This window comes from Enterobacter cloacae complex sp. P6RS (assembly GCF_014982245.1).
In the GTDB taxonomy this organism is placed as follows: domain Bacteria; phylum Pseudomonadota; class Gammaproteobacteria; order Enterobacterales; family Enterobacteriaceae; genus Enterobacter; species Enterobacter bugandensis.
Window position 1 is genome coordinate 32,214 of record NZ_JADCLB010000021.1, and the last position, 24,502, is coordinate 56,715.

Genomic DNA, 24,502 nt, shown 5'->3' on the forward strand with positions numbered 1-24,502 from the left:
TGATGATGAAAAACAGTGAACTGGAACGCCTGATTAACGAAAAACTTAATACCGCCTCCTTTAGCGACTATGGCCCGAATGGCCTGCAGGTCGAAGGGCGCGAAACGGTGCAGAAAATCATCACCGGCGTGACGGCAAGCCAGGCGCTGCTGGATGAGGCGGTGCGTCAGGAAGCCGACGCGGTGATTGTCCATCACGGTTACTTCTGGAAAAACGAATCGCCGATTATCCGCGGCATGAAGCGCAACCGCCTCAAAACGCTGCTGTCGAATGATATCAACCTGTACGGTTACCATCTGCCGCTGGATGCGCATCCTGAACTGGGAAATAACGTCCAGCTGGCACAGCTGTTAGGGATTACCGTGATGGGTGAAATCGAGCCGCTGGTGCCGTGGGGCGAACTGTCGATGCCGGTACCGGGGCTGGAGCTGGCATCGTGGATCGAAGCGCGGCTGGGGCGTCGTCCGCTGTGGTGCGGAGATACCGGGCCGGATACCGTGAAGCGCGTGGCGTGGTGTACCGGCGGCGGCCAGGGCTTTATCGACAGCGCCGCGCGCTTTGGTGTTGATGCGTTTATTACCGGCGAAGTCTCCGAACAGACGGTTCACTCTGCCCGCGAGCAGGGGCTGCATTTTTACGCGGCAGGCCACCACGCTACCGAGCGCGGCGGTATTCGCGCCCTCAGCGAGTGGCTGACGGAAAATACCGATCTGGATGTGACCTTTATTGATATTCCTAATCCGGCCTGATGAGAGGTAGTTAAGTGCAGCGAGCGCGTTGTTATCTTCTAGGTGAAACCGCGGTAGTTCTGGAGCTTGAGCCTCCCGTGACGCTTGCCACGCAAAAGCGTATCTGGCGCCTGGCTCAGCGACTGCCCGAGCTACCCGGCGTGGTTGAAGCTATTCCGGGTATGAATAATATCACCGTGGTGCTACGCGATCCGCACACCGGGGCGCTGGATGCCATTGAGCGTCTGCAGCGCTGGTGGGAAGAGAGCGAGGCGCTGGAGCCAGAGTCGCGGGCGATTGAGATCCCGGTTGTCTATGGCGGCAAAGGTGGCCCTGACCTTGGCGTGGTGGCCGAACACTGTGGATTAACAGTAAAGCAGGTTGTGGAGTTGCACAGCTCGGTGGATTACGTCGTCTGGTTTCTGGGTTTTCAGCCGGGCTTTCCGTATCTGGGCGGATTATCTCCCCGGCTGCATACCCCGCGTCGGGCTGAGCCGCGCCTGAGCGTTCCCGCAGGAACGGTGGCAATTGGCGGTGAACAAACCGGAGTTTATCCGCTTACTTCACCGGGCGGCTGGCAGCTTATCGGGCACACCTCTATGCCACTATTTAAACCGGGGCAGGAGGCACCGATCCTCCTGCGTCCGGGTGATACTCTGCGCTTTATCCCGCAGAAGGAGGGGGTATGTTAACGCTTATTCGCGCGGGGCTTTATACCTCCGTTCAGGATGCCGGACGCTTTGGCATGCGCCAGTCCGGCGTGAGCTACTGCGGTGCGCTCGATCGTCCTTCGCTGGAGATTGCCAACCTGCTGGTAGGCAACGCGGGCAGCACGGCGGCGTTAGAAATTACGCTGGGTCAGTGCGTTATTGAATTTGGTGAGGAGACCTGGTTCGCCTTAACCGGCGCGGGCTGTGACGCGACGCTGGACGGCAAAGCGGTGTGGACCGGCTGGCGATTGCGGGCGAAAGCCGGGCAGCGTCTGACGCTTAAGCGTCCTCTGCACGGCGTGCGCAGCTATCTTGCCGTGGCGGGGGGCATCGACGTGCCGGAGGTGTTGGGGTCGTCCAGCACCGACCAGAAAGCGGGAATGGGCGGCCATGAGGGACGGCTGCTGCGCGACGGCGATCGTATTGCGATTAAGCCATCAGCGCGCCATTTCACCACCACGCAGGGCGTGAAGCAGCTGCTGTGGGGGAACGTGATCCGCGCCTTGCCGGGACCGGAATATCAGGAGTTTGATGAAGCCTCAAAAGAGTCTTTCTGGCGTTCGCCGTGGAAAATCAGCCCGCAGAGTAACCGTATGGGTTACCGGCTTCAGGGGCAGCCGCTGACCCGCACGACTGACCGGGAGCTGCTTTCCCACGGGCTGCTGCCAGGGGTGATTCAGGTGCCGGGCAACGGGCAGCCCATCGTACTGATGAACGACGCGCAAACTACCGGCGGCTATCCGCGTATTGCCTGCATTATTGAAGCGGATCGCTACCATCTGGCTCAAATCCCTCTCGGTCAGCCGATTCATTTTGTGCAGTGTACGCTGGAGGAGGCGCTAAAGGCCCGGCAGGATCGGCAGCGCTATCTCGAACAGCTGGCGTGGAGGCTTGATGGTAAAGATTGATTTAAACGCCGATCTGGGGGAAGGCAGCAGCGCCGATGCGGAACTGATGACCCTGGTCTCCTCGGTCAATATCGCCTGCGGTTTTCACGCGGGCGATGCGCAAACCATGCTGGAGAGCGTGCGTAATGCCATTAAAAACGGCGTGGCGATTGGCGCTCACCCGAGCTTCCCGGACCGGGAGAACTTTGGCCGTACGGCGATGGATCTGCCCCCTGAGACGGTCTACGCTCAGGTGCTCTACCAAATCGGCGCGCTGGAGGCGATAGCGCGCGCTGAGCATGGCGTGCTGCGTCACGTCAAACCGCACGGCATGCTCTATAACCAGGCAGCGAAAGACCCGGCGCTGGCGGAGGCGATTGCCCGCGCGGTGCGGGACTGCAATCCGCAGCTGATTCTGGTTGGCCTGGCGGGTAGCGAGCTTATTCGTGCCGGAGAACGGCTGGGGCTGACGACGCGGCAGGAAGTCTTTGCCGATCGGGGATACATGCCGGACGGCAGCCTGGTGCCGCGCACGCAGGCCGGTGCGCTGATTACTGACGAAAATAAAGCGCTGGCGCAGACGCTGGCGATGGTGCGCTTCGGGCGGGTGACCGCCGTGGATGGAACATTCGCAAATGTTCAGGCCGATACGGTGTGTTTACACGGCGACGGGGAGCATGCGCTCCAGTTTGCGCGACGCCTGCGGGCGGCGTTCTCTAAAGAGGGCATTCTCGTCAGCGCAGATTGATTATAAAAGGACAATGACATGCCTGAAGGTCCGGAGATCCGCCGCGCGGCGGATAGCCTGGAGGCGGCGATAAAGGGCAAACCCCTGACCGATGTCTGGTTTGCCTTTCCTCAACTTAAGCCGTTTGAAACAGAGCTGGTGGGACAGACGGTGACCCACATTGAAACGCGCGGCAAAGCGTTGCTCACGCATTTTTCCCATAACCTGACGTTATATAGCCATAACCAGCTCTACGGTGTGTGGCGTGTAGTCGATGCGGACGAGCAGCCGCAAACGACGCGCGTGCTGCGCGTCCGGTTACAAACGGCGGAGAAAGCGATCCTGCTCTACAGCGCCTCAGATATCGAAATGTTAACGCCGGAGCAGCTGCTGACGCATCCGTTCTTACAGCGCGTCGGGCCGGACGTGCTGGACATGCGCCTGACGGCGAGCGACGTGAAGGCCCGACTGTTATCGCCCAAATTCCGCAACCGCCAGTTTTCCGGATTGTTGCTCGATCAGGCTTTTCTTGCGGGATTAGGCAACTATCTGCGGGTGGAAATCCTTTGGCAAGTGGGGCTGGCGCCTCAGCGCAAGGCCTCTCAGCTTAGCGAGGAACAGCTGGACGCGCTGTCTCACGCGCTGCTGGACATTCCACGGCTGTCGTACAACACGCGCGGCCTGGTGAATGAGAACAAGCATCACGGGGCGCTGTTCCGGTTCAAAGTGTTTCATCGGGCGGGAAAAAAGTGCGAGCGGTGCGGCGGGATTATCGACAGGATTATGCTCTCTTCCAGACCTTTTTACTGGTGCCCGCACTGCCAGAAATAAAAGTAAAACGGTAACCCAAGGGTTACCGTTTTTAAGGTTTTCTCCCTCTCCATGTGGGAGAGGGCCGGGGTGAGGGCATCAGGCCGCACCCAACGTCTTTTAGCGCTTCAGGTCAGACTTAAAATCACGCTGCTCGTAGCCGGTGTACAGCTGACGAGGACGGGCGATTTTCATGCCTTCGCTGTGCATTTCGTTCCAGTGCGCAATCCAGCCCACGGTACGCGCCATGGCGAAGATCACGGTGAACATGGAAGACGGAATGCCCATCGCTTTCAGAATAATGCCAGAGTAGAAATCGACGTTCGGGTAGAGTTTCTTCTCGATGAAGTACGGGTCGTTCAGCGCGATGTGTTCCAGCTCCATCGCCACTTCCAGCAGATCGTCTTTGGTGCCCAGCTCTTTCAGCACTTCATGGCAGGTCTCACGCATAACGGTTGCGCGCGGGTCGTAGTTTTTGTAAACACGGTGACCGAAGCCCATCAGGCGGAAGGAGTCATTCTTGTCTTTCGCGCGACGCACGAACTCTGGAATGTGCTCAACGGTGCTGATCTCTTCCAGCATCTTCAGCGCCGCTTCGTTCGCGCCGCCGTGTGCCGGTCCCCACAGGGAGGCGATGCCCGCAGCGATACAGGCGAACGGGTTCGCGCCTGAAGAGCCTGCGGTACGGACGGTAGAGGTAGAGGCGTTCTGCTCGTGGTCAGCGTGCAGGATCAGAATACGGTCCATCGCGCGTTCCAGCACCGGATTTACTTCATACTCTTCGCACGGCGTGGAGAACATCATGCGCAGGAAGTTGCCGGCGTAGGAGAGGTCATTACGTGGGTACACAAACGGCTGGCCGATGGAGTATTTGTAGCACATCGCCGCCATGGTCGGCATTTTGGACAGCAGGCGGAACGCCGCGATATCACGGTGACGCGGGTTATTCACGTCAAGTGAGTCGTGGTAGAACGCCGCCAGCGCACCGGTAATCCCGCACATCACCGCCATTGGGTGAGAGTCACGACGGAACGCATGGAACAGACGGGTAATCTGCTCATGGATCATGGTGTGACGAGTTACGGTGGTTTTGAATTCATCGTACTGCGCCTGCGTCGGCTTTTCGCCGTTCAGCAGGATGTAGCACACTTCCAGATAGTTGGATTCGGTGGCTAACTGATCGATGGGGAAGCCGCGATGGAGCAGGATACCTTCGTCACCGTCAATGTAGGTGATTTTGGATTCGCAAGATGCGGTAGAGGTAAATCCAGGGTCAAAGGTAAATACTCCTTTGGAACCCAGCGTACGGATATCAATAACATCCTGACCGAGCGTGCCTTTTAGCACATCCAGTTCAATAGCATCATCACCATTTAGGGTGAGTTTTGCCTTTGTATCAGCCATTTACGGTCTCCTTAGCGCCTTATGCTTAAGACTGCTTTTACCGGATTTGCCTTCAGCTGTTAATCACCGTTACCAGATTGTTATTTGGCTTACCGCTCAGCTCACGAGGAGTAACCAGGGTACAGAGCTATGGCGCCTTGCAGGTAAACGAATGAAATTTCAGTGAAACAACGGCAAATCAGCGTTTTTGCAGTCCGAATTATTCAAACCTGTATATCACTAATAACTGTCCTGATAACTTCGGTCAATACCATCACACTGTTACATAACTATTTGTCAGGTGAAAGAGAGACCTCATAACTTTTGCGCATTATATGCCTTTTCTGATGACGTTTGTAACAATATTGTTTAACATTTGTCAAATCAGATGATTAAAAATTAAAAAGATGTTGTTATCGTGACCCTGATCACTGTTCCAGAGAAAACCCAACAAACTGTATGTAGGTTAATTGTAATGATTTTGTGAACGGCCTATACTGCCGCCAGGTCTCCGGAACACCCTGCAATCCCGAGCCACCCAGCGTTGTAACGTGTCGTTTTAGCATTTGGAAGCAATGTTTTGCATGACGCGCAGTTATAGAAAAGGAACGCTGCTTGACCCGCATCGCAGTCCGGAGGAAGGAAACAATAAGAACAGCATGTGGGCGTTATTCATGATAAGAAATGTGAAAAAACAAAGACCTGTCAATCTGGATCTCAAAACGATCCGGTTCCCCGTAACAGCAATAGCGTCCATTCTGCACCGTGTTTCTGGTGTGATTACGTTTGTGGCGGTCGGTATTTTGCTGTGGTTACTGGGCACCAGCCTCTCTTCCCCTGAAGGATTCCTCCAGGCCTCGGCCATCATGAATAGCTTCTTCGTGAAATTTATCATGTGGGGCATTCTCACCGCGCTGGCCTATCACGTTGTTGGCGGCGTACGCCACATGCTGATGGACTTTGGCTATCTGGAAGAGACGTTCGAGGCCGGGAAACGTACCGCGAACATTTCATTTGTGATCACTGTCGTGCTTTCACTTCTCGCAGGAGTTCTCGTATGGTAAGCAACGCCTCCGCATTAGGACGCAACGGCGTACATGACTTCATTCTGGTCCGTGCTACCGCCATCGTTCTCACCCTTTACATCATCTATATGATCGGTTTCTTCGCGACCAGCGGCACGCTGACGTGGGAAATCTGGAGTGGTTTCTTCGGATCGGCCTTCACCAAAGTGTTCACCCTGCTGGCCCTGTTCTCCATCCTTATCCATGCCTGGATCGGCATGTGGCAGGTGTTGACCGATTACGTTAAACCGCTGGCGATTCGCCTTCCGCTGCAACTGATTATTGTTGTTGCGCTGCTGGTTTACGTCATTTATGGATTTGTTGTGGTGTGGGGTGTGTAATGAAACTGCCAGTCAGAGAATTTGATGCTGTTGTGATTGGTGCGGGTGGCGCAGGTATGCGCGCCGCACTGCAAATTTCCCAGAGCGGCCAGACCTGTGCGCTGCTCTCTAAAGTGTTCCCGACCCGTTCCCACACTGTGTCCGCGCAGGGCGGTATTACCGTTGCGCTGGGTAACTCCCATGAAGATAACTGGGAATGGCACATGTACGACACGGTAAAAGGTTCCGATTACATCGGCGACCAGGATGCCATCGAATATATGTGTAAAACCGGCCCGGAAGCGATTCTGGAGCTGGATCACATGGGTCTGCCGTTCTCCCGTCTGGAAAATGGCACCATCTATCAGCGTCCGTTTGGCGGCCAGTCGAAAAACTTCGGCGGCGAGCAGGCGGCACGCACCGCGGCGGCGGCTGACCGTACCGGTCACGCACTGCTGCACACCCTGTATCAGCAGAACCTGAAAAACCACACCACCATCTTCTCCGAGTGGTATGCGCTGGATCTGGTGAAAAACGCCGATGGCGCAATTGTTGGCTGTACCGCACTGTGCATCGAAACCGGTGAAGTGGTTTACTTCAAAGCCCGCGCGACCGTGCTGGCGACCGGCGGTGCAGGCCGTATTTACCAATCCACCACCAACGCCCATATCAACACCGGTGACGGTGTCGGTATGGCTATCCGCGCCGGCGTACCGGTGCAGGACATGGAGATGTGGCAGTTCCACCCAACCGGTATCGCCGGTGCGGGCGTGCTGGTCACTGAAGGCTGCCGCGGTGAAGGTGGCTACCTGCTGAACAAACACGGCGAGCGCTTCATGGAGCGTTATGCCCCGAATGCGAAAGACCTGGCGGGTCGTGACGTGGTGGCGCGTTCCATCATGATCGAAATCCGTGAAGGCCGCGGCTGCGATGGCCCATGGGGTCCACACGCGAAGCTGAAGCTCGACCATCTGGGTAAAGAAGTGCTGGAATCCCGTCTGCCGGGCATCCTGGAACTGTCCCGTACCTTCGCGCACGTCGATCCGGTGAAAGAGCCGATCCCGGTTATCCCAACCTGCCACTATATGATGGGCGGTATTCCGACCAAAGTGACCGGTCAGGCGCTGACCGTGAACGAGCAGGGCGAAGACGTGGTCATTCCTGGCCTGTTCGCGGTAGGCGAAATCGCCTGCGTATCCGTACACGGCGCCAACCGTCTGGGCGGCAACTCCCTGCTGGACCTGGTGGTATTTGGTCGTGCGGTGGGTCTGCATCTGCAGGAGTCCATTGCCGAGCAGGGCGCGCTGCGTGATGCAACCGACGACGAAATCGACGCCTCTCTTGAACGCCTCAACCGCTGGAACGGTAACCGTAACGGCGAAGATCCGGTGGAAATCCGTAAAGCGCTGCAGGAGTGCATGCAGCACAACTTCTCGGTATTCCGCGAAGGCGATGCGATGGCCAAAGGCCTTGAGCAGCTGAAGGCGATCCGCGAGCGTCTGAAAAATGCCCGTCTGGACGACACCTCCAGCGAGTTCAACACCCAGCGCGTTGAGTGCCTGGAGCTGGATAACCTGATGGAAACCGCATTCGCAACCGCGATGTCGGCAAACTTCCGTACCGAAAGCCGTGGCGCCCATAGCCGCTTCGACTTCCCGGATCGTGACGATGAAAACTGGCTGTGCCATTCCCTGTATCTGCCAGAGTCGGAAACCATGACGCGTCGTAACGTCAACATGGAACCGAAACTGCGTCCGGCGTTCCCGCCGAAGATTCGTACTTACTAATGCGGAGACAGGATAATGAAACTCGAATTCTCAGTTTATCGTTATAACCCGGATGTTGATGACGCTCCGCGCATGCAGGACTATACCCTCGAAGCGGAAGAAGGTCGTGACATGATGCTGCTGGATGCCTTAATCCAGCTGAAAGAGAAAGATCCTACGCTGTCGTTCCGCCGCTCCTGCCGTGAAGGGGTATGTGGCTCTGACGGTGTGAACATGAACGGCAAAAACGGCCTGGCCTGCATCACGCCAATTTCAGCGCTGCAGCGTCCTGGTCAGAAAATTGTTATCCGTCCTCTGCCAGGCCTGCCGGTCGTGCGTGATTTGGTGGTAGACATGGGGCAATTCTATGCACAATATGAGAAGATTAAGCCTTACTTATTGAATAATGGGCAAAATCCACCCGCTCGCGAGCACTTACAGTCTCCTGAGCAGCGTGAAAAACTCGATGGTCTGTACGAGTGTATTCTCTGCGCATGCTGTTCAACGTCCTGCCCGTCGTTCTGGTGGAATCCGGACAAGTTTATCGGCCCGGCCGGTCTGCTGGCTGCCTATCGCTTCCTGATCGACAGCCGCGACACCGAAACCGACAGCCGTCTGGAAGGACTGAGTGACGCTTTCAGCGTATTCCGCTGCCATAGCATCATGAACTGCGTCAGTGTGTGTCCGAAGGGGCTGAACCCGACGCGCGCCATCGGCCATATTAAGTCGATGCTGCTGCAGCGCAGTGCGTAAGTAGTGAGAGGGGAGCGCTGTTCCCCTCACCCTAACCCTCTCCCAAAGGGAGAGGGAATAAATTGCAGAAACCTTTAAAAACTGCCCTGAAGTCTAGACAGTTTCTAAAGGTTCCTTCGCGGGCCAAATGAAAAGAGCTCGCAGGTGAACCCCGGCACGTACACGCGGTGTGCGTGGTAGTTTCTACGGCGAAAGTAAGCATAAAAATGCTTAAGGGATCACGATGCAGAACGGCGCAATGAAAGCCTGGCTGGACTCTTCTTACCTCTCTGGTGCCAACCAGAGCTGGATAGAACAGCTCTATGAAGACTTCTTAACCGATCCTGACTCAGTGGACGCAAACTGGCGTTCCATGTTCCAGCAGTTGCCTGGTACAGGGGTCAAACCGGATCAATTCCATTCAAAAACACGTGATTATTTCCGTCGTCTGGCGAAGGATGCCTCACGTTACTCTTCTGCGATTTCCGACCCTGACACCAATGCGAAGCAGGTTAAAGTCCTGCAGCTTATCAACGCTTATCGCTTCCGTGGTCACCAGCATGCGAATCTCGATCCGCTGGGACTGTGGCAGCAGGAACGTGTGGCCGATCTCGATCCGGCGTATCACGACCTGACCGAGGCCGATTTCCAGGAAAGCTTTAACGTAGGTTCCTTTGCCATCGGCAAAGACACGATGAAGCTGGGCGATCTGATTGACGCGCTCAAGCAAACCTACTGCGGCTCCATCGGCGCGGAATATATGCACATTACCTCTACCGAAGAGAAACGCTGGATTCAGCAGCGCATCGAATCCGTAGCGGGCCACGCGACCTTCTCGGCCGACGAGAAGAAACGCTTCCTCAGCGAACTGACCGCAGCGGAAGGGCTTGAGCGCTATCTGGGCGCGAAGTTCCCGGGCGCAAAACGCTTCTCGCTGGAAGGCGGCGACGCGCTGGTGCCGATGCTGAAAGAGCTGATTCGCCACGCAGGCAAGAGCGGCACCCGTGAAGTGGTGCTCGGCATGGCGCACCGTGGTCGTCTGAACGTGCTGGTCAACGTGCTGGGTAAAAAACCGCAGGACCTGTTCGACGAATTCGCGGGCAAACATAAAGAACACCTCGGCACCGGCGACGTGAAGTACCACATGGGCTTCTCGTCAGATATCGAAACCGAAGGCGGTCTGGTTCACCTGGCGCTGGCGTTTAACCCGTCACACCTGGAAATCGTCAGCCCGGTGGTTATCGGTTCCGTGCGCGCGCGTCTGGATCGTCTGGACGAGCCGAGCAGCAATAAAGTGCTGCCAATCACCATCCACGGTGATGCGGCGGTCACAGGGCAGGGCGTGGTTCAGGAAACCCTGAACATGTCGAAAGCGCGTGGTTATGAAGTGGGCGGTACCGTTCGCATCGTGATCAACAACCAGGTGGGCTTCACCACCTCTAACCCGCTGGATGCCCGTTCTACCCCGTACTGCACCGACATCGGTAAGATGGTACAGGCGCCGATCTTCCACGTTAACGCGGATGACCCGGAAGCCGTGGCTTTCGTGACCCGTCTGGCGCTGGACTTCCGTAATACCTTTAAGCGCGATGTGTTCATTGACCTCTTCTGCTACCGCCGTCACGGCCACAACGAAGCGGATGAGCCAAGTGCAACCCAGCCGCTGATGTACCAGAAAATCAAAAAACACCCGACCCCGCGCAAAATCTATGCTGACAAGCTGGAAAGCGACAAGGTGGCGACGCTGGAGGATGCGACCGAAATGGTCAACCTCTACCGCGACGCGCTGGACGCGGGTGAATGCGTGGTGAAAGAGCTGCGTCCGATGAACATGCACTCCTTTACCTGGTCGCCGTACCTCAACCACGAGTGGGATGAGAGCTACCCGAACAAGGTTGAGATGAAGCGCCTGCAGGAGCTGGCTAAACGCATCAGCACCGTGCCGGACGCTATCGAGATGCAGTCTCGCGTGGCGAAAATCTACGCCGACCGTCAGTCCATGGCGGCAGGCGAGAAGCTGTTCGACTGGGGCGGGGCGGAAACGCTGGCCTACGCAACGCTGGTTGACGAAGGGATCCCTGTTCGTCTGTCCGGTGAAGATGCGGGCCGTGGGACCTTCTTCCACCGTCACGCAGTGGTTCACAACCAGTCTAACGGTTCAACCTACACTCCGCTGCAGCACGTGCATAACGGTCAGGGCCAGTTCAAGGTCTGGGACTCCGTGCTGTCTGAAGAAGCGGTACTGGCCTTCGAATACGGCTACGCAACTGCGGAACCGCGCACCCTGACCATCTGGGAAGCGCAGTTCGGTGACTTCGCCAACGGTGCGCAGGTCGTTATCGACCAGTTCATCTCCTCCGGCGAGCAGAAGTGGGGCCGCATGTGTGGCCTGGTGATGCTCCTGCCGCACGGTTATGAAGGCCAGGGTCCGGAGCACTCCTCCGCGCGTCTGGAACGTTATCTGCAGCTCTGCGCCGAGCAGAACATGCAGGTCTGCGTGCCGTCCACCCCGGCTCAGGTGTACCACATGCTGCGTCGTCAGGCGCTGCGCGGTATGCGCCGTCCGCTGGTGGTGATGTCGCCGAAATCCCTGCTGCGTCATCCGCTGGCGGTCTCCAGCCTGGAAGAGCTGGCGAACGGCACCTTCCTGCCAGCCATCGGTGAAATTGACGAGCTGGATCCGCAGGCCGTTAAGCGTGTGGTGATGTGTTCTGGTAAGGTTTATTACGACCTGCTGGAACAGCGCCGTAAGAACGATCAGAAAGATGTCGCCATCGTGCGTATCGAACAGCTTTATCCGTTCCCGCATCAGGCGATGCAGGAAGTGCTGAAACAGTACGCTCACGTACATGATTTTGTCTGGTGCCAGGAAGAGCCGCTCAACCAGGGCGCATGGTACTGCAGCCAGCATCATTTCCGTGAAGTGATTCCATTTGGGTCAGCCCTGCGCTATGCAGGTCGCCCGGCCTCCGCCTCTCCGGCGGTAGGGTATATGTCCGTTCACCAGAAGCAGCAACAAGATCTGGTCAATGACGCGCTGAACGTCGATTAATTAAAGGATACATAATGAGTAGCGTAGATATTCTTGTTCCCGACCTGCCTGAATCCGTAGCAGATGCGACCGTCGCTACCTGGCACAAAAAACCAGGCGATGCCGTTAAGCGCGATGAAGTGCTGGTAGAAATCGAAACTGACAAAGTGGTACTGGAAGTACCGGCTTCGGCGGATGGCGTTCTGGACGCGGTGCTGGAAGATGAAGGCACCACCGTCACCTCTCGTCAGATCCTGGGTCGCCTGCGTGAAGGCAACAGCGCGGGCAAAGAGTCCAGCGCGAAGTCTGAAGAGAAAGCCTCTACGCCAGCGCAGCGCCAGCAGGCGTCTCTGGAAGAACAGTCTAACGACGCCCTCAGCCCGGCGATCCGTCGCCTGCTGGCTGAACACAGCCTTGACCCGGCAGCCATCAAAGGCACCGGTGTGGGCGGTCGCCTGACCCGCGAAGACATCGACAAGCACCTGGCGAAAGCGCCTGCTCAGGCGGAAGCGAAAGCCCCTGTGGCCGCGCCGGCAGCACAGCCTGCTCTGGGTGCCCGCAGCGAAAAACGCGTACCGATGACGCGCCTGCGCAAGCGCGTGGCCGAGCGTCTGCTGGAAGCGAAAAACTCTACCGCGATGCTGACCACCTTCAACGAAGTGAACATGAAGCCAATCATGGACCTGCGTAAGCAGTACGGTGACGCGTTTGAAAAACGTCACGGTATCCGTCTGGGCTTCATGTCCTTCTACGTGAAGGCGGTAGTTGAAGCGCTGAAACGCTACCCGGAAGTGAACGCGTCTATCGATGGCGATGACGTGGTTTACCACAACTACTTCGACGTCAGCATGGCGGTTTCTACCCCACGCGGCCTGGTGACCCCGGTTCTGCGTGATGTAGATACCCTGGGTATGGCTGACATCGAGAAGAAAATCAAAGAGCTGGCCGTGAAAGGCCGCGACGGCAAGCTGACCGTAGACGACCTGACCGGCGGTAACTTCACCATTACCAACGGCGGCGTATTCGGCTCGCTGATGTCTACCCCGATCATTAACCCGCCGCAGAGCGCGATCCTGGGTATGCATGCCATTAAAGATCGCCCGATGGCGGTTGACGGTAAAGTTGAGATCCTGCCGATGATGTACCTGGCGCTCTCTTACGACCACCGCCTGATCGACGGCCGCGAGTCCGTGGGCTTCCTGGTAGCCATTAAAGAGCTGCTGGAAGATCCAACGCGTCTGCTGCTGGACGTCTAGTCACGATTTAGCATCACCTGCCCCGTAGGCCGGCGCACGCTGCGCCGGTCTACAGGTTTGAAGATAACGATTACCCTGAAGGATGGATAGAACACATGAACTTACATGAATATCAGGCCAAACAGCTGTTTGCCCGGTATGGCTTACCGGCTCCGGTGGGTTATGCCTGTACTACCCCGCGTGAAGCAGAAGAAGCCGCATCTAAAATCGGTTCCGGCCCGTGGGTAGTTAAATGTCAGGTTCACGCTGGTGGCCGTGGTAAAGCGGGCGGTGTGAAGGTTGTTAAGAGCAAAGAAGAGATTCGTGCGTTTGCTGAACATTGGCTCGGCAAGCGTCTGGTGACCTACCAGACAGATGCGAACGGCCAGCCGGTTAACCAGATCCTGGTCGAAGCGGCGACCGACATCGCGAAAGAGCTGTACCTGGGCGCGGTGGTTGACCGTAGCTCCCGTCGCGTGGTGTTCATGGCGTCTACCGAAGGCGGCGTGGAAATTGAAAAAGTGGCGGAAGAGACCCCGCACCTGATCCACAAAGTGGCTATCGATCCGCTGGCGGGCCCAATGCCTTATCAGGGTCGCGAGCTGGCGTTCAAGCTGGGTCTGGAAGGCAAGCTGGTTCAGCAGTTCACCAAGATCTTCATGGGCCTGGCGACTATCTTCCTTGAGCGCGATCTGGCGCTGATTGAGATCAACCCGCTGGTGATCACCACCCAGGGCGACCTGATCTGCCTCGACGGCAAGCTGGGCGCTGACGGCAATGCGCTGTTCCGCCAGCCGGATCTGCGCGAAATGCGCGACCAGTCTCAGGAAGACCCGCGTGAAGCACAGGCTGCTCAGTGGGAGCTGAACTACGTGGCGCTGGATGGCAACATCGGCTGCATGGTTAACGGTGCGGGCCTGGCGATGGGCACCATGGACATCGTTAAGCTGCACGGCGGTGAGCCGGCAAACTTCCTCGACGTGGGCGGTGGCGCAACCAAAGAGCGCGTAACCGAAGCGTTCAAAATCATCCTCTCTGACGACAACGTTAAAGCGGTACTGGTTAACATCTTCGGCGGCATCGTCCGTTGCGACCTGATTGCTGACGGCATCATCGGTGCGGTAGAAGAAGTGGGTGTTAACGTTCCGGTGGTAGTGCGTCTGGAAGGTAACAACGCTGAACTCGGCGCGAAAAAACTGGCTGACAGCGGCCTGAATATTATTGCAGCGAAAAGTCTGACGGATGCAGCTCAGCAGGTTGTTGCCGCAGTGGAGGGGAAATAATGTCAGTTTTAATTAATAAAGATACCAAGGTTATCTGCCAGGGCTTCACCGGTAGCCAGGGGACTTTCCACTCCGAACAGGCGATTGCCTACGGCACGCAGATGGTTGGCGGCGTAACGCCAGGTAAAGGCGGCACCACGCACCTGGGCCTGCCGGTGTTCAACACCGTGCGTGAAGCGGTAGAAGCGACGGGCGCAACCGCGACCGTGATCTACGTTCCGGCACCGTTCTGCAAAGACTCCATTCTGGAAGCGATCGACGCAGGCATCAAGCTGATCATCACCATCACCGAAGGCATCCCGACCCTGGATATGCTGACCGTGAAGGTGAAGCTGGACGAAGCAGGCGTGCGCATGATCGGCCCGAACTGCCCAGGCGTGATCACTCCGGGCGAATGCAAAATCGGCATCATGCCTGGCCACATTCACAAGCCGGGCAAAGTGGGCATCGTTTCCCGTTCCGGTACCCTGACCTATGAAGCGGTTAAGCAGACCACCGACTATGGCTTCGGCCAGTCCACCTGCGTGGGCATCGGCGGTGACCCAATCCCGGGATCTAACTTCATCGACATCCTGAAGCTGTTCCAGGAAGATCCGCAGACCGAAGCGATCGTGATGATCGGTGAGATCGGCGGTAGCGCGGAAGAAGAAGCGGCTGCTTACATCAAAGAACACGTGACCAAGCCAGTCGTGGGCTACATCGCGGGTGTGACTGCGCCGAAAGGCAAGCGTATGGGCCACGCGGGCGCGATCATCGCCGGCGGTAAAGGTACGGCTGATGAGAAGTTTGCCGCGCTGGAAGCCGCAGGCGTGAAGACCGTTCGCAGCCTGGCGGATATCGGCGAAGCACTGAAATCCATCATTAAGTAAGTCCTCTCTGCTCCCCGAACGGGGAGCGATGAAGTATAAAAATGTCCGTTTCGACATGGTTGGCCGCTATAAAGCGGCCTTTTTTATTGCCTGCGTCTGGCGACGAGAGTGAACTTGTAGTCGTCGGTATTGAACACGTTGCGGCTGTATTCAAACACCCGTCCGTCCTTCAGGAACCCGCGGGAGACTTTTTCCAGGATCGGCTTTGCCGGATCGAGCGACAGCGCGGCGATCGCCTCCTCTGACGGCATGATCGGCATCAGCTCCTGCTCGCTGCGATCGATAACCAGCTTTTTGATCTGCTCAACGTAGTGATATTTCGAATTCTCCATCACTTCCCAGGTGAGGTCGGGAAACATGGCCAGCGGCATCCATGTCTCCTCCAGGTTCACCGGCTTCTGCTTGATGAATCGCACGCGCTTAACGTGCCAGACCTTATCTTCCACGCCAACCGCTAATGTTGCCGCCAGCCGTGCATCGGCTTTCACCACTTCAAAAATTTTGACATCACTGTGCGTATCGACATGACGATCCGCCAGCTTTTCGTAAAAGCCGGTGAGCTGATAAATATCGTAATTGACGCGCTCCTCTTTTTTTACATAAGAGCCGCTGCCCTGAATACTTTCGATGATCTGCTCATCGGCGAGCAGTTTCAGGGCCTGCCGCACGGTGACGCGGCTGACGCGAAACGCCTCCTGAAGACTGGACTCCGTCGGCAGCGCGTCTCCGGGTTTTAATTCCCCGGCGTTGATTTTCTCGCGGAACGCATCGGCTATTTGCCGATACATCGGTTTGTTGCCCATTTTATCGCGCCTGCTTAATACCTTTTCAGGGAATTATGCATTCAACTGATGATTTGTAAATAATACAATTAAAATACAAATTTGGCTTTTAGTGAAAGTGATCACATAAATGTATTATCAGGTCTGCCAGAATCCTCCCCAGACAATAACTCTGTATAGGTGAGGATCTTTATGAACCTGACGACTCTGACCGATCCGCGTGCTGTTTGCGTTCAGGCGCAGTTTACCCGCCGGGATGAGGCAATCCGTCAGCTTACGGCGCGGCTGGTGGCGCTGGGCAAAATCGCTGATGCCGATGCGTTTCTGGAGGAGGTGTTTCATCGGGAATCGCTTGGGCCGACCGCGCTGGGTGAAGGACTGGCCGTTCCTCACGGTAAATCAGCCGTCGTGAAGGAGGCGGCTTTTGCCGTGGCAACTCTGCGAGAACCGCTTGCATGGGAAGGCGTGGACGGGCCGGAAGAGATTGAGCTGGTTTTTCTGCTCGCCATTCCGCCAGCAGAAGCGGGTTCAACCCATATTCAGGTGCTGACGGAGCTGACGTCTCGCCTGGCGGATGACGATCTCAGGGCGCGCGTGATGGCTGCTACCACGGCGGAAGACGTGCTTGCTGCGCTTGAAGCTGCTCCTGACATGGAAGAGGCAGGCGTCGCGCTGAATGCCCCGACAATCGTCTGCGTGACCGCCTGTCCGGCCGGGATCGCGCATACCTATATGGCCGCAGAGTACCTGGAAAAAGCGGGACGCAAGCTTGGCGTCAACGTGGTGGTCGAAAAGCAGGGGGCAAACGGCATTGAGGGGCGCATCACCGTGCAGCAGCTTCGTGAGGCCAAAGCGTGCATTTTTGCCGCAGAAGTGGCGATCAAAGAGAGCGAGCGTTTTCAGGGGATCCCCGCCATCTCCGTGCCCGTCGCGGAGCCTCTGCGCCATGCTGAAGCGCTGATTGAACGCGCGCTGGCGCTGCAGCCTGCATCCGATGCGCGTCCTGTGCATGTCGATACCGAAACGAAAAAGAGCGTTAAAACTGAACTCAAGCAGGCACTTCTCAGCGGTATCTCTTTTGCGGTGCCGCTGATCGTCGCTGGCGGTACCGTGCTGGCCGTGTCGGTACTGCTGGCGCAAATCCTGGGCCTGCAGCACCTGTTTGACCAGGAAAACTCGTGGCTGTGGATGTACCGCAAACTTGGCGGCGGCATGCTCGGCATTCTGATGGTACCTGTTCTGGCGGCCTATACCGCGTATTCGCTGGCGGATAAACCCGCGCTGACGCCGGGCTTTGCGGCCGGTCTTGCTGCCAATATGATCGGCTCCGGTTTTCTGGGCGCTATCGTCGGCGGGCTGATCGCGGGCTACCTGATGCGCTGGGTGAAAAACCACATCCGGCTCAGTAGCCGCTACAACGGCTTTCTGACTTTTTATCTCTATCCGGTGATTGGCGTGCTGGGCGCGGGCAGCCTGATGCTGTTTGTGATTGGCGAACCGGTGGCCTGGCTCAATAACACGCTCACCGTCTGGCTTAACGGTCTCTCCGGCGCGAATGCGCTGCTTCTGGGGGCAATCCTCGGGTTTATGTGCTCATTCGATTTGGGTGGCCCGGTTAATAAAGCCTCTTATGCGTTCTGCCTGGGGGCGATGGCGAACGGCGTTTATGGTCCTTACGCGATCTTTGCCTCCGTCAAAATGGTATCGGCCTTTACCGTGACGGCGTCGACGATGCTGGCGCCGAAGCTGTTTAAACCGTTTGAAATTGAAACCGGTAAATCGACTTGGCTGCTCGGCCTCGCGGGGATTACCGAAGGGGCGATCCCGATGGCGATTGAAGATCCGCTTCGCGTCATTGGCTCATTTGTGCTCGGCTCCATGGTAACAGGCGCGGCTGTCGGTGCGATGGGGATCGGGTTGTCTACCCCGGGGGCCGGGATTTTCTCTCTCTTTTTACTTCACGATGCCGGGTTGGGCGGTGTGGTTGCGGCGGCGGGCTGGTTTGGCGCGGCGCTGGCGGGGACTGCTGTCTCCACGTTTGTTCTGCTGCTCTGGCGACGTCAGGCGGTAAAAAAGGGCAAGTACCTCACAGAAGACGCCATACCGTAAAAACTCACAAAACAGGAAACGAAGATGAAAGCTGTATCTCGCGTTCATATCACGCCGCATATGCACTGGGACCGTGAGTGGTACTTCACCACTGAAGAGTCGCGTATTCTTCTGGTCAATAATATGGAAGAGATCCTGACCCGCCTGGAGCAGGACGACGAGTATAAATATTACGTCCTTGATGGCCAGACGGCGGTGCTGGAAGATTATTTTGCCGTCGTGCCCGAAAACCGCGCGCGGGTAAAGGCGCTGGTGGAGCGCGGAAAACTGATTATCGGCCCCTGGTATACCCAGACCGATACCACGATTGTCAGCGGCGAGTCGATTGTCCGCAACCTGATGTACGGCATCCGGGACTGTATGGCGTTCGGCGAGCCGATGAAGATCGGCTATCTGCCGGATTCGTTTGGTATGTCCGGCCAGCTTCCGCATATCTATAACGGATTTGGCATTACCCGGACGATGTTCTGGCGCGGCTGCTCGGAACGACACGGGACCGATAAAACCGAATTTCTCTGGCAGAGCCAGGACGGCAGTGAAGTCACGGCGCAGGTGCTGCCGCTGGGCTACGCGATTGGTAAGTACTTACCGGAGGACGAAGCCGGGCTGCGAAAACGGCTCGACAGCTATTTCGACGTTCTGGAAAAGGCCTCCGTCACCAAAGAGATTTTGCTGCCCAACGGTCACGATCAGATGCCGCTGCAGCAGAACATTTTCTCCGTGATGGATAAGCTGCGTGAAATCTATCCGCAGCGTCAATTTGTAATGAGCCGCTTTGAAGAGGTGTTTGACCACATTGAGGCACGCCGCGATGAACTGGCGACCCTGAAAGGGGAGTTTATCGACGGGAAATACATGCGCGTGCACCGGACAATCGGCTCCACGCGCATGGATATCAAAATTGCCCATGCGCGTATTGAGAACAAAATTGTCAACATCCTCGAACCGCTGGCGACGCTTGCATGGACGCTGGGCTTCGATTATCACCACGGCCTGCTGGAGAAGATGTGGAAAGAGATCCTTAAAAACCACGCTCACGACAGCATCGGCTGCTGCTGCAGCGACAAGGTGCATCGTGAGATTGTCTCTCGTTTTGAACTGGCTGAAGACATGGCAGATAACCTGGTGCGTTTCTATATGCGCAAGATTGTCGACAACATGCCGAAAAGCGACGCCGACAAACTGGTGATGTTCAACCTGATGCCCTGGCCGCGTGAAGAGGTGTTGAACACCACGATTCGACTGCGCGCCAGCCAGTTCCGTCTGTTGGATGATAAAGGCAACGAGATCCCGTATTTCATTCGCAGCGCGCGCGAGCTGGACCCTGGTCTCATTGACCGGCAAATTGTCCATTACGGTAATTATGAGCCGTTTATGGAGTTTTATATTCAGCTCAGCCAGATACTGCCGTCGATGGGCTACCGTACGCTGTTTATCGAGCCAAACGTGGCCGGGAAGGTGATCTCTCCGGTGATAAACACCGAATCCTTGCTCGAAAACGCCTTCTGGCAGATTGATTTAAATAACGACGGTACGCTGCGCCTGCGCGACAAAGAAACCGGGCTGATTTATGACCGGGTGCTGGAAATCGAAGAGAGTTCGGATGATGGCGATGAGTACGACTACTCGCCTTCGCGGGAAGAGTGGAGACTCACTTCAGCGCAGGGCGAGCATCAGGTCGAGGTTATACACGAAGGCTGGCAGAGCAGGGCGGTGATTCGCCATCAGATCGCGGTACCGGCTAATCTGGCCGAACGCGCGGCGGGTCAGCGAAACGGGTCTCTCGGCGCTGAGGTTGAAATCACGCTTAGCCACCACAGCAGGCGTATTGATGTGGCGGTGCGTCTGGATAATCAGGCTGACGACCACCGCGTTCGCGTGCTGATCCCTACGCCGTTTACAACCCAGGGCGTGTTAGCGGATACTCAGTTTGGCACCCTCACTCGTCCGGTGCAGGATGCGGCGATGGAAAACTGGCAGGAGGAGGGGTGGAAAGAAGCGCCGGTTCCCGTCTGGAATTTACTCAACTATGCCGTCCTGCAGGAAAAACGAAACGGGCTTGCGCTGTTCACCGAAGGGCTGCGCGAGTTTGAAGTAGTAGGCGAGGATAAAAAAGCCTTTGCCCTGACCCTGCTGCGCGGCGTGGGGTTACTCGGCAAAGAAGATTTGCTGTTGCGCCCCGGTAGACCTTCAGGAATCAAAATGCCTGTTCCTGACTCCCAGGTGCGCGGTTCGTTAAGCTGTCGCTTTAGCCTCTTCAGCTTCAGTGGAACGCCGGAAAACGCGGGCGTCGCGCAGCAGGCTAAATCGTGGTTAACGCCGGTGCAGTGCTATAACAAAATTCCCTGGGACGCGATGAAGCTCAATCGCTCGTCGTTTACCACGCCGGAAAGCTACAGCCTGCTGGCGCTTTCGCCCACGGGATGCGTGCTCAGTACGCTCAAAAAGGCTGAAGATCGAGACGAGCTCATTCTTCGTCTGTTCAACCCTTCCGAGTCCAGCGCATGTGACGCGACGTTATCCGTGGATCCGACCGTGAAACGGTGCTGCGAAACGGACATGAATGAACGGATAACAGACAATTGTGAAGAAGAGGGCATCGTCGGGGCGTTCAGACCGGGACAGTCACGAACCTTCAGCATTCTTCTTGCCTGAAAACCGCTGACACGATCAAAAGGCCGCAGAGTTTGCGGCCTTTTTTCATTAAATAGTCACGCTTCGGTGTTAACTTCCGGGATAATAAAAGTAAATCAAATGTAATTTCTAAGAGTTGCAAAAACAGAATGGAAAAATAAACTGGCCCAGCTACGCTTATTGTTTGTCCCGCTTCGACAGGGCATTTTTCTCTCGCGTTAATTAAAATCACTTCTGTTTATATTTTTTTTGGTCTTCGATAACCAATCGCATCTTTGCATGCACATATCATTAACATGGTTTTTACCATTCTCACCGCAGCTAAACATGATTAACATCAAGACCGGTTTTTGATTTAAATCAAAGTTTAATGCTTGGAAAAAGATGCCGAAAAGCGCTAAATTGTCCCCGATCAAAATGGCCGAAAAGTGGTAATTTTGCTATAAATTGATCGCCGTCGAAAAACGTAAATGTGATTCAATAAAAACCTGTTTATTGTAAGGGTTTTGCAGCGTATTATATTTGCGGGATCAATTTGAGTTTTTTATTAACCTATTTGTAACCTGTCGTCATCGTTTTTATCCTTCTCCAGGGTAATAACGACGACCAGGATGCGAATAATTTGTATTGGGGCATGCGTGTGAATCTCATTCTGACGGGGTTCACTCTCGGAGTCTTCATGCGATGAGCAAGGAGTCATAATGTTAGACGTAGTCGAACTGTCGCGCTTACAGTTTGCCTTGACCGCGATGTACCACTTCCTGTTTGTGCCGCTGACGCTCGGTATGGCGTTCCTGCTGGCAATTATGGAAACAGTTTACGTCCTCTCCGGCAAACAGATTTATAAAGATATGACCAAGTTCTGGGGCAAGTTGTTCGGTATCAACTTCGCGCTGGGCGTGGCAACCGGTTTGACCATGGAGTTCCAGTTCGGGACTAACTGGTCTTACTATTCCCACTATGTAGGGGATATCTTCGGTGCGCCGCTGGCCATTGAAGGCCTGATGGCCTTCTTCCTCGAATCCACCTTTGTAGGTCTGTTCTTCTTCGGTTGGGACCGTCTGGGTAAAGTCCAGCACATGGCCGTAACCTGGCTGGTGGCATTAGGTTCGAACCTGTCCGCGCTGTGGATCCTGGTGGCGAACGGCTGGATGCAGAACCCGATCGCGTCTGACTTCAACTTCGAAACCATGCGTATGGAGATGGTCAGCTTTGCCGAGCTGGTCCTGAACCCGGTTGCTCAGGTTAAATTTGTTCACACCGTGGCATCTGGCTACGTGTGCGGCGCGATGTTCGTGTTGGGTATCAGCTCCTACTATATGCTGCGCGGTCGTGACTTCGCGTTTGCCAAGCGCTCCTTTGCTATCGCTGCAAGCTTCGGTATGGCTGCAATCCTCTCCGTTATCGTTCTGGGTGATGAATCCGGTTACGAAATGGGTGACGTGCAGAAAACCAAACTGGCCGCTATCGAAGCCGAATGGGAAACCCAACCGGCGCCTGCTGCCTTTACGCTGTTCGGTATTCCCGATCAGGACGCGCAGGAAAACCGCTTCGCCATCCAAATTCCTTACGCGCTGGGTATCATCGCAACCCGTTCTGTCGATAAGCAGGTAACGGGTCTGAAGGAGCTGATGGTTCAGCACGAAGAGCGTATCCGTAACGGTATGAAGGCTTACTCGCTGCTGGAACAGCTGCGTGCCGGCTCTACCGATCAGGCCGTTCGCGATCAATTTAACGACGTGAAGAAAGACCTGGGCTACGGTTTGTTGCTGAAACGTTATACCCCGAACGTTTCTGATGCGACGGAAGCACAGATTCAGATGGCGACCAAAGACTCGATTCCACGCGTTGCGCCACTGTACTTCGCATTCCGCATCATGGTGGGCTGCGGCATCATCATGCTGCTGATCATTGCGGCGTCCTTCTGGTCCGTGATTCGTAACCGCATCGGCGAGAAAAAATGGCTGCTGCGCACCGCGCTGTACGGTATTCCACTGCCGTGGATCGCGATTGAATCCGGCTGGTTTGTAGCGGAGTATGGCCGTCAGCCATGGGCGATTGGTGAGGTGCTGCCAACGGCGGTCGCGAACTCTTCCCTGACGGCAGGCGACCTGATCTTCTCCATGCTGCTGATCTGTGGTCTGTACACCCTGTTCCTGGTGGCTGAACTGTTCCTGATGTTCAAGTTCGCGCGCCTTGGCCCAAGCAGCCTGAAAACCGGTCGCTATCACTACGAGCAGTCCACTGTGACTACTCAGCCGGCACGCTAAGACAGGAGTCATCAAATGATCGATTATGAAGTATTGCGTTTTATCTGGTGGCTGCTGGTTGGCGTTCTGCTGATCGGTTTCGCCGTCACGGATGGTTTCGACATGGGGGTGGGGATGCTCACCCGTTTCCTCGGTCGTAATGACACCGAGCGTCGAATCATGATTAACTCCATCGCCCCTCACTGGGACGGTAACCAGGTGTGGCTGATCACCGCAGGCGGCGCGCTGTTCGCTGCCTGGCCGATGGTCTACGCGGCTGCGTTCTCCGGCTTCTATGTGGCGATGATTCTGGTGCTGGCCTCTTTATTCTTCCGTCCGGTCGGTTTCGACTACCGTTCCAAGATTGAAGATACCCGCTGGCGCAACATGTGGGACTGGGGCATCTTCATTGGTAGCTTCGTTCCACCGCTGGTGATTGGCGTGGCATTCGGTAACCTGCTGCAGGGCGTACCGTTCCACCTCGATGAATACATGCGTCTTTACTACACCGGTAACTTCTTCCAGCTGCTGAATCCGTTTGGCCTACTGGCCGGTGTGGTGAGCGTGGCGATGATCATCACTCAGGGCGCAACTTACCTGCAGATGCGTACTGTGGGTGAACTGCACCTGCGTTCCCGTGCTACTGCTCAGGTGGCGGCACTGGTGACCCTGGTTTGCTTCGCTCTGGCAGGCGTGTGGGTGGTGTACGGTATTGATGGCTACGTGGTGACGTCTGCGATTAACCACTCGGCACCGTCTAACCCGCTGACCAAAGAAGTGGCGCGTCAGGCTGGTGCATGGCTGGTGAACTTCAACAATACCCCTGCGCTGTGGGCGATCCCGGCTCTGGGCGTGCTGCTGCCGCTGCTGACCGTGCTGACGTCTCGTCTGGAGAAAGGTGCTCTGGCGTTCGTGTTCTCTTCACTGACGCTGGCGTGCATCATCCTGACGGCGGGTATTGCCATGTTCCCATTCGTCATGCCATCCAGCACCATGCTGAATGCTAGCCTGACCATGTGGGATGCAACCTCCAGCCATATGACGCTGAACTTAATGACTTACGTTGCTTGCGTGTTCGTTCCGATTGTTCTGGCATACACCATCTGGTGTTACTGGAAAATGTTCGGTCGTATCACCAAAGAACATATCGAAAGCAACAGCCACTCTATGTACTAAGTAAGGA

Annotated in this window: 19 protein-coding genes; 17 read left to right on the top strand and 2 right to left on the bottom strand. The window is 56.1% G+C overall.

All coding sequences use genetic code 11. The features are described from left to right. The first annotated feature begins 5 nt into the window (after positions 1-5). From INF73_RS16065 to nei, 5 genes are read left to right on the top strand one after another with little or no spacing between them, the layout of a single operon-like run. Positions 6-749 (top strand): type 2 GTP cyclohydrolase I, encoded by a 744-nt coding sequence (locus INF73_RS16065; RefSeq protein ID WP_028012373.1) that lies wholly within the window; start codon positions 6-8, stop codon positions 747-749. 14 nt (positions 750-763) lie between these two features. After that, positions 764-1,420, top strand: coding sequence for a 5-oxoprolinase subunit PxpB (pxpB, locus tag INF73_RS16070; protein ID WP_100170594.1), 657 nt, complete (start codon positions 764-766; stop codon positions 1,418-1,420). Beyond that, on the top strand, positions 1,414-2,346 hold the full coding sequence (pxpC, locus tag INF73_RS16075; RefSeq protein WP_048999788.1) for a 5-oxoprolinase subunit PxpC: 933 nt from the start codon (positions 1,414-1,416) through the stop codon (positions 2,344-2,346). Before pxpB ends, pxpC begins: the two co-directional genes overlap by 7 nt. Beyond that, positions 2,333-3,073 (top strand): 5-oxoprolinase subunit PxpA, encoded by a 741-nt coding sequence (gene pxpA / locus INF73_RS16080; protein WP_193542114.1) that lies wholly within the window; start codon positions 2,333-2,335, stop codon positions 3,071-3,073. Before pxpC ends, pxpA begins: the two co-directional genes overlap by 14 nt. A gap of 18 nt (positions 3,074-3,091) precedes the next feature. Beyond that, a complete protein-coding gene (gene nei, locus INF73_RS16085; protein ID WP_193542112.1) occupies positions 3,092-3,883 on the top strand; it encodes an endonuclease VIII in 792 nt (263 codons plus the stop codon). A gap of 99 nt (positions 3,884-3,982) precedes the next feature. Here the strand turns inward: nei and INF73_RS16090 are convergent, their stop codons facing one another. Then, positions 3,983-5,266, bottom strand: coding sequence for a citrate synthase (locus tag INF73_RS16090; RefSeq protein ID WP_028012378.1), 1,284 nt, complete (start codon positions 5,264-5,266; stop codon positions 3,983-3,985). A 638-nt stretch (positions 5,267-5,904) separates the two neighbouring features. On the opposite strand from INF73_RS16090, the gene sdhC reads away from it, so the two are divergent. From sdhC to sucD, 8 genes are all read left to right on the top strand, one after another. Beyond that, the gene (sdhC, locus tag INF73_RS16095) at positions 5,905-6,309 is read left to right on the top strand and encodes a succinate dehydrogenase cytochrome b556 subunit (protein ID WP_026080740.1); all 405 of its coding nucleotides are present in this window, start codon (positions 5,905-5,907) and stop codon (positions 6,307-6,309) included. Next, on the top strand, positions 6,303-6,650 hold the full coding sequence (gene sdhD, locus INF73_RS16100; protein ID WP_003858621.1) for a succinate dehydrogenase membrane anchor subunit: 348 nt from the start codon (positions 6,303-6,305) through the stop codon (positions 6,648-6,650). The genes sdhC and sdhD overlap by 7 nt, the downstream gene beginning before the upstream one ends. Beyond that, complete coding sequence (gene sdhA / locus INF73_RS16105; RefSeq protein ID WP_041910764.1) at positions 6,650-8,416, top strand: succinate dehydrogenase flavoprotein subunit; 1,767 nt, start codon at positions 6,650-6,652, stop codon at positions 8,414-8,416. Before sdhD ends, sdhA begins: the two co-directional genes overlap by 1 nt. A 15-nt stretch (positions 8,417-8,431) precedes the next feature. Beyond that, positions 8,432-9,148 carry a succinate dehydrogenase iron-sulfur subunit SdhB gene (gene sdhB, locus INF73_RS16110; RefSeq protein ID WP_008501090.1) on the top strand — a complete coding sequence of 239 codons (717 nt, stop codon included), beginning with the start codon at positions 8,432-8,434 and terminating at the stop codon, positions 9,146-9,148. Between the two features lie 223 nt (positions 9,149-9,371). Beyond that, positions 9,372-12,179 (top strand): 2-oxoglutarate dehydrogenase E1 component, encoded by a 2,808-nt coding sequence (gene sucA / locus INF73_RS16115; RefSeq protein ID WP_045261080.1) that lies wholly within the window; start codon positions 9,372-9,374, stop codon positions 12,177-12,179. A gap of 14 nt (positions 12,180-12,193) precedes the next feature. Further along, on the top strand, positions 12,194-13,414 hold the full coding sequence (odhB, locus tag INF73_RS16120) for a 2-oxoglutarate dehydrogenase complex dihydrolipoyllysine-residue succinyltransferase (protein ID WP_047367747.1): 1,221 nt from the start codon (positions 12,194-12,196) through the stop codon (positions 13,412-13,414). A gap of 95 nt (positions 13,415-13,509) precedes the next feature. Next, the gene (gene sucC / locus INF73_RS16125) at positions 13,510-14,676 is read left to right on the top strand and encodes an ADP-forming succinate--CoA ligase subunit beta (protein WP_006809579.1); all 1,167 of its coding nucleotides are present in this window, start codon (positions 13,510-13,512) and stop codon (positions 14,674-14,676) included. Further along, positions 14,676-15,545, top strand: a complete 870-nt coding sequence (gene sucD / locus INF73_RS16130; protein WP_008501094.1) for a succinate--CoA ligase subunit alpha — start codon at positions 14,676-14,678, stop codon at positions 15,543-15,545. The genes sucC and sucD overlap by 1 nt, the downstream gene beginning before the upstream one ends. An 83-nt stretch (positions 15,546-15,628) precedes the next feature. On the opposite strand, the gene INF73_RS16135 is transcribed toward sucD, so the two are convergent. Continuing rightward, positions 15,629-16,348: a GntR family transcriptional regulator gene (locus INF73_RS16135; RefSeq protein WP_028012382.1), complete on the bottom strand. Its 720-nt coding sequence runs from the start codon at positions 16,346-16,348 to the stop codon at positions 15,629-15,631. A 171-nt stretch (positions 16,349-16,519) separates the two neighbouring features. Here INF73_RS16135 and mngA point away from each other — a divergent pair, with 171 nt between their 5' ends. From mngA to cydB, 4 genes are all read left to right on the top strand, one after another. Next, a complete protein-coding gene (gene mngA / locus INF73_RS16140; RefSeq protein WP_193542110.1) occupies positions 16,520-18,436 on the top strand; it encodes a PTS 2-O-a-mannosyl-D-glycerate transporter subunit IIABC in 1,917 nt (638 codons plus the stop codon). A 24-nt stretch (positions 18,437-18,460) separates the two neighbouring features. Further along, positions 18,461-21,091 (top strand): mannosylglycerate hydrolase, encoded by a 2,631-nt coding sequence (gene mngB, locus INF73_RS16145; protein WP_193542107.1) that lies wholly within the window; start codon positions 18,461-18,463, stop codon positions 21,089-21,091. Between the two features lie 680 nt (positions 21,092-21,771). Continuing rightward, positions 21,772-23,340 carry a cytochrome ubiquinol oxidase subunit I gene (gene cydA / locus INF73_RS16150; RefSeq protein WP_028012385.1) on the top strand — a complete coding sequence of 523 codons (1,569 nt, stop codon included), beginning with the start codon at positions 21,772-21,774 and terminating at the stop codon, positions 23,338-23,340. 15 nt (positions 23,341-23,355) lie between these two features. After that, positions 23,356-24,495, top strand: coding sequence for a cytochrome d ubiquinol oxidase subunit II (gene cydB, locus INF73_RS16155; RefSeq protein WP_049138488.1), 1,140 nt, complete (start codon positions 23,356-23,358; stop codon positions 24,493-24,495). Positions 24,496-24,502: the final 7 nt, after the last annotated feature.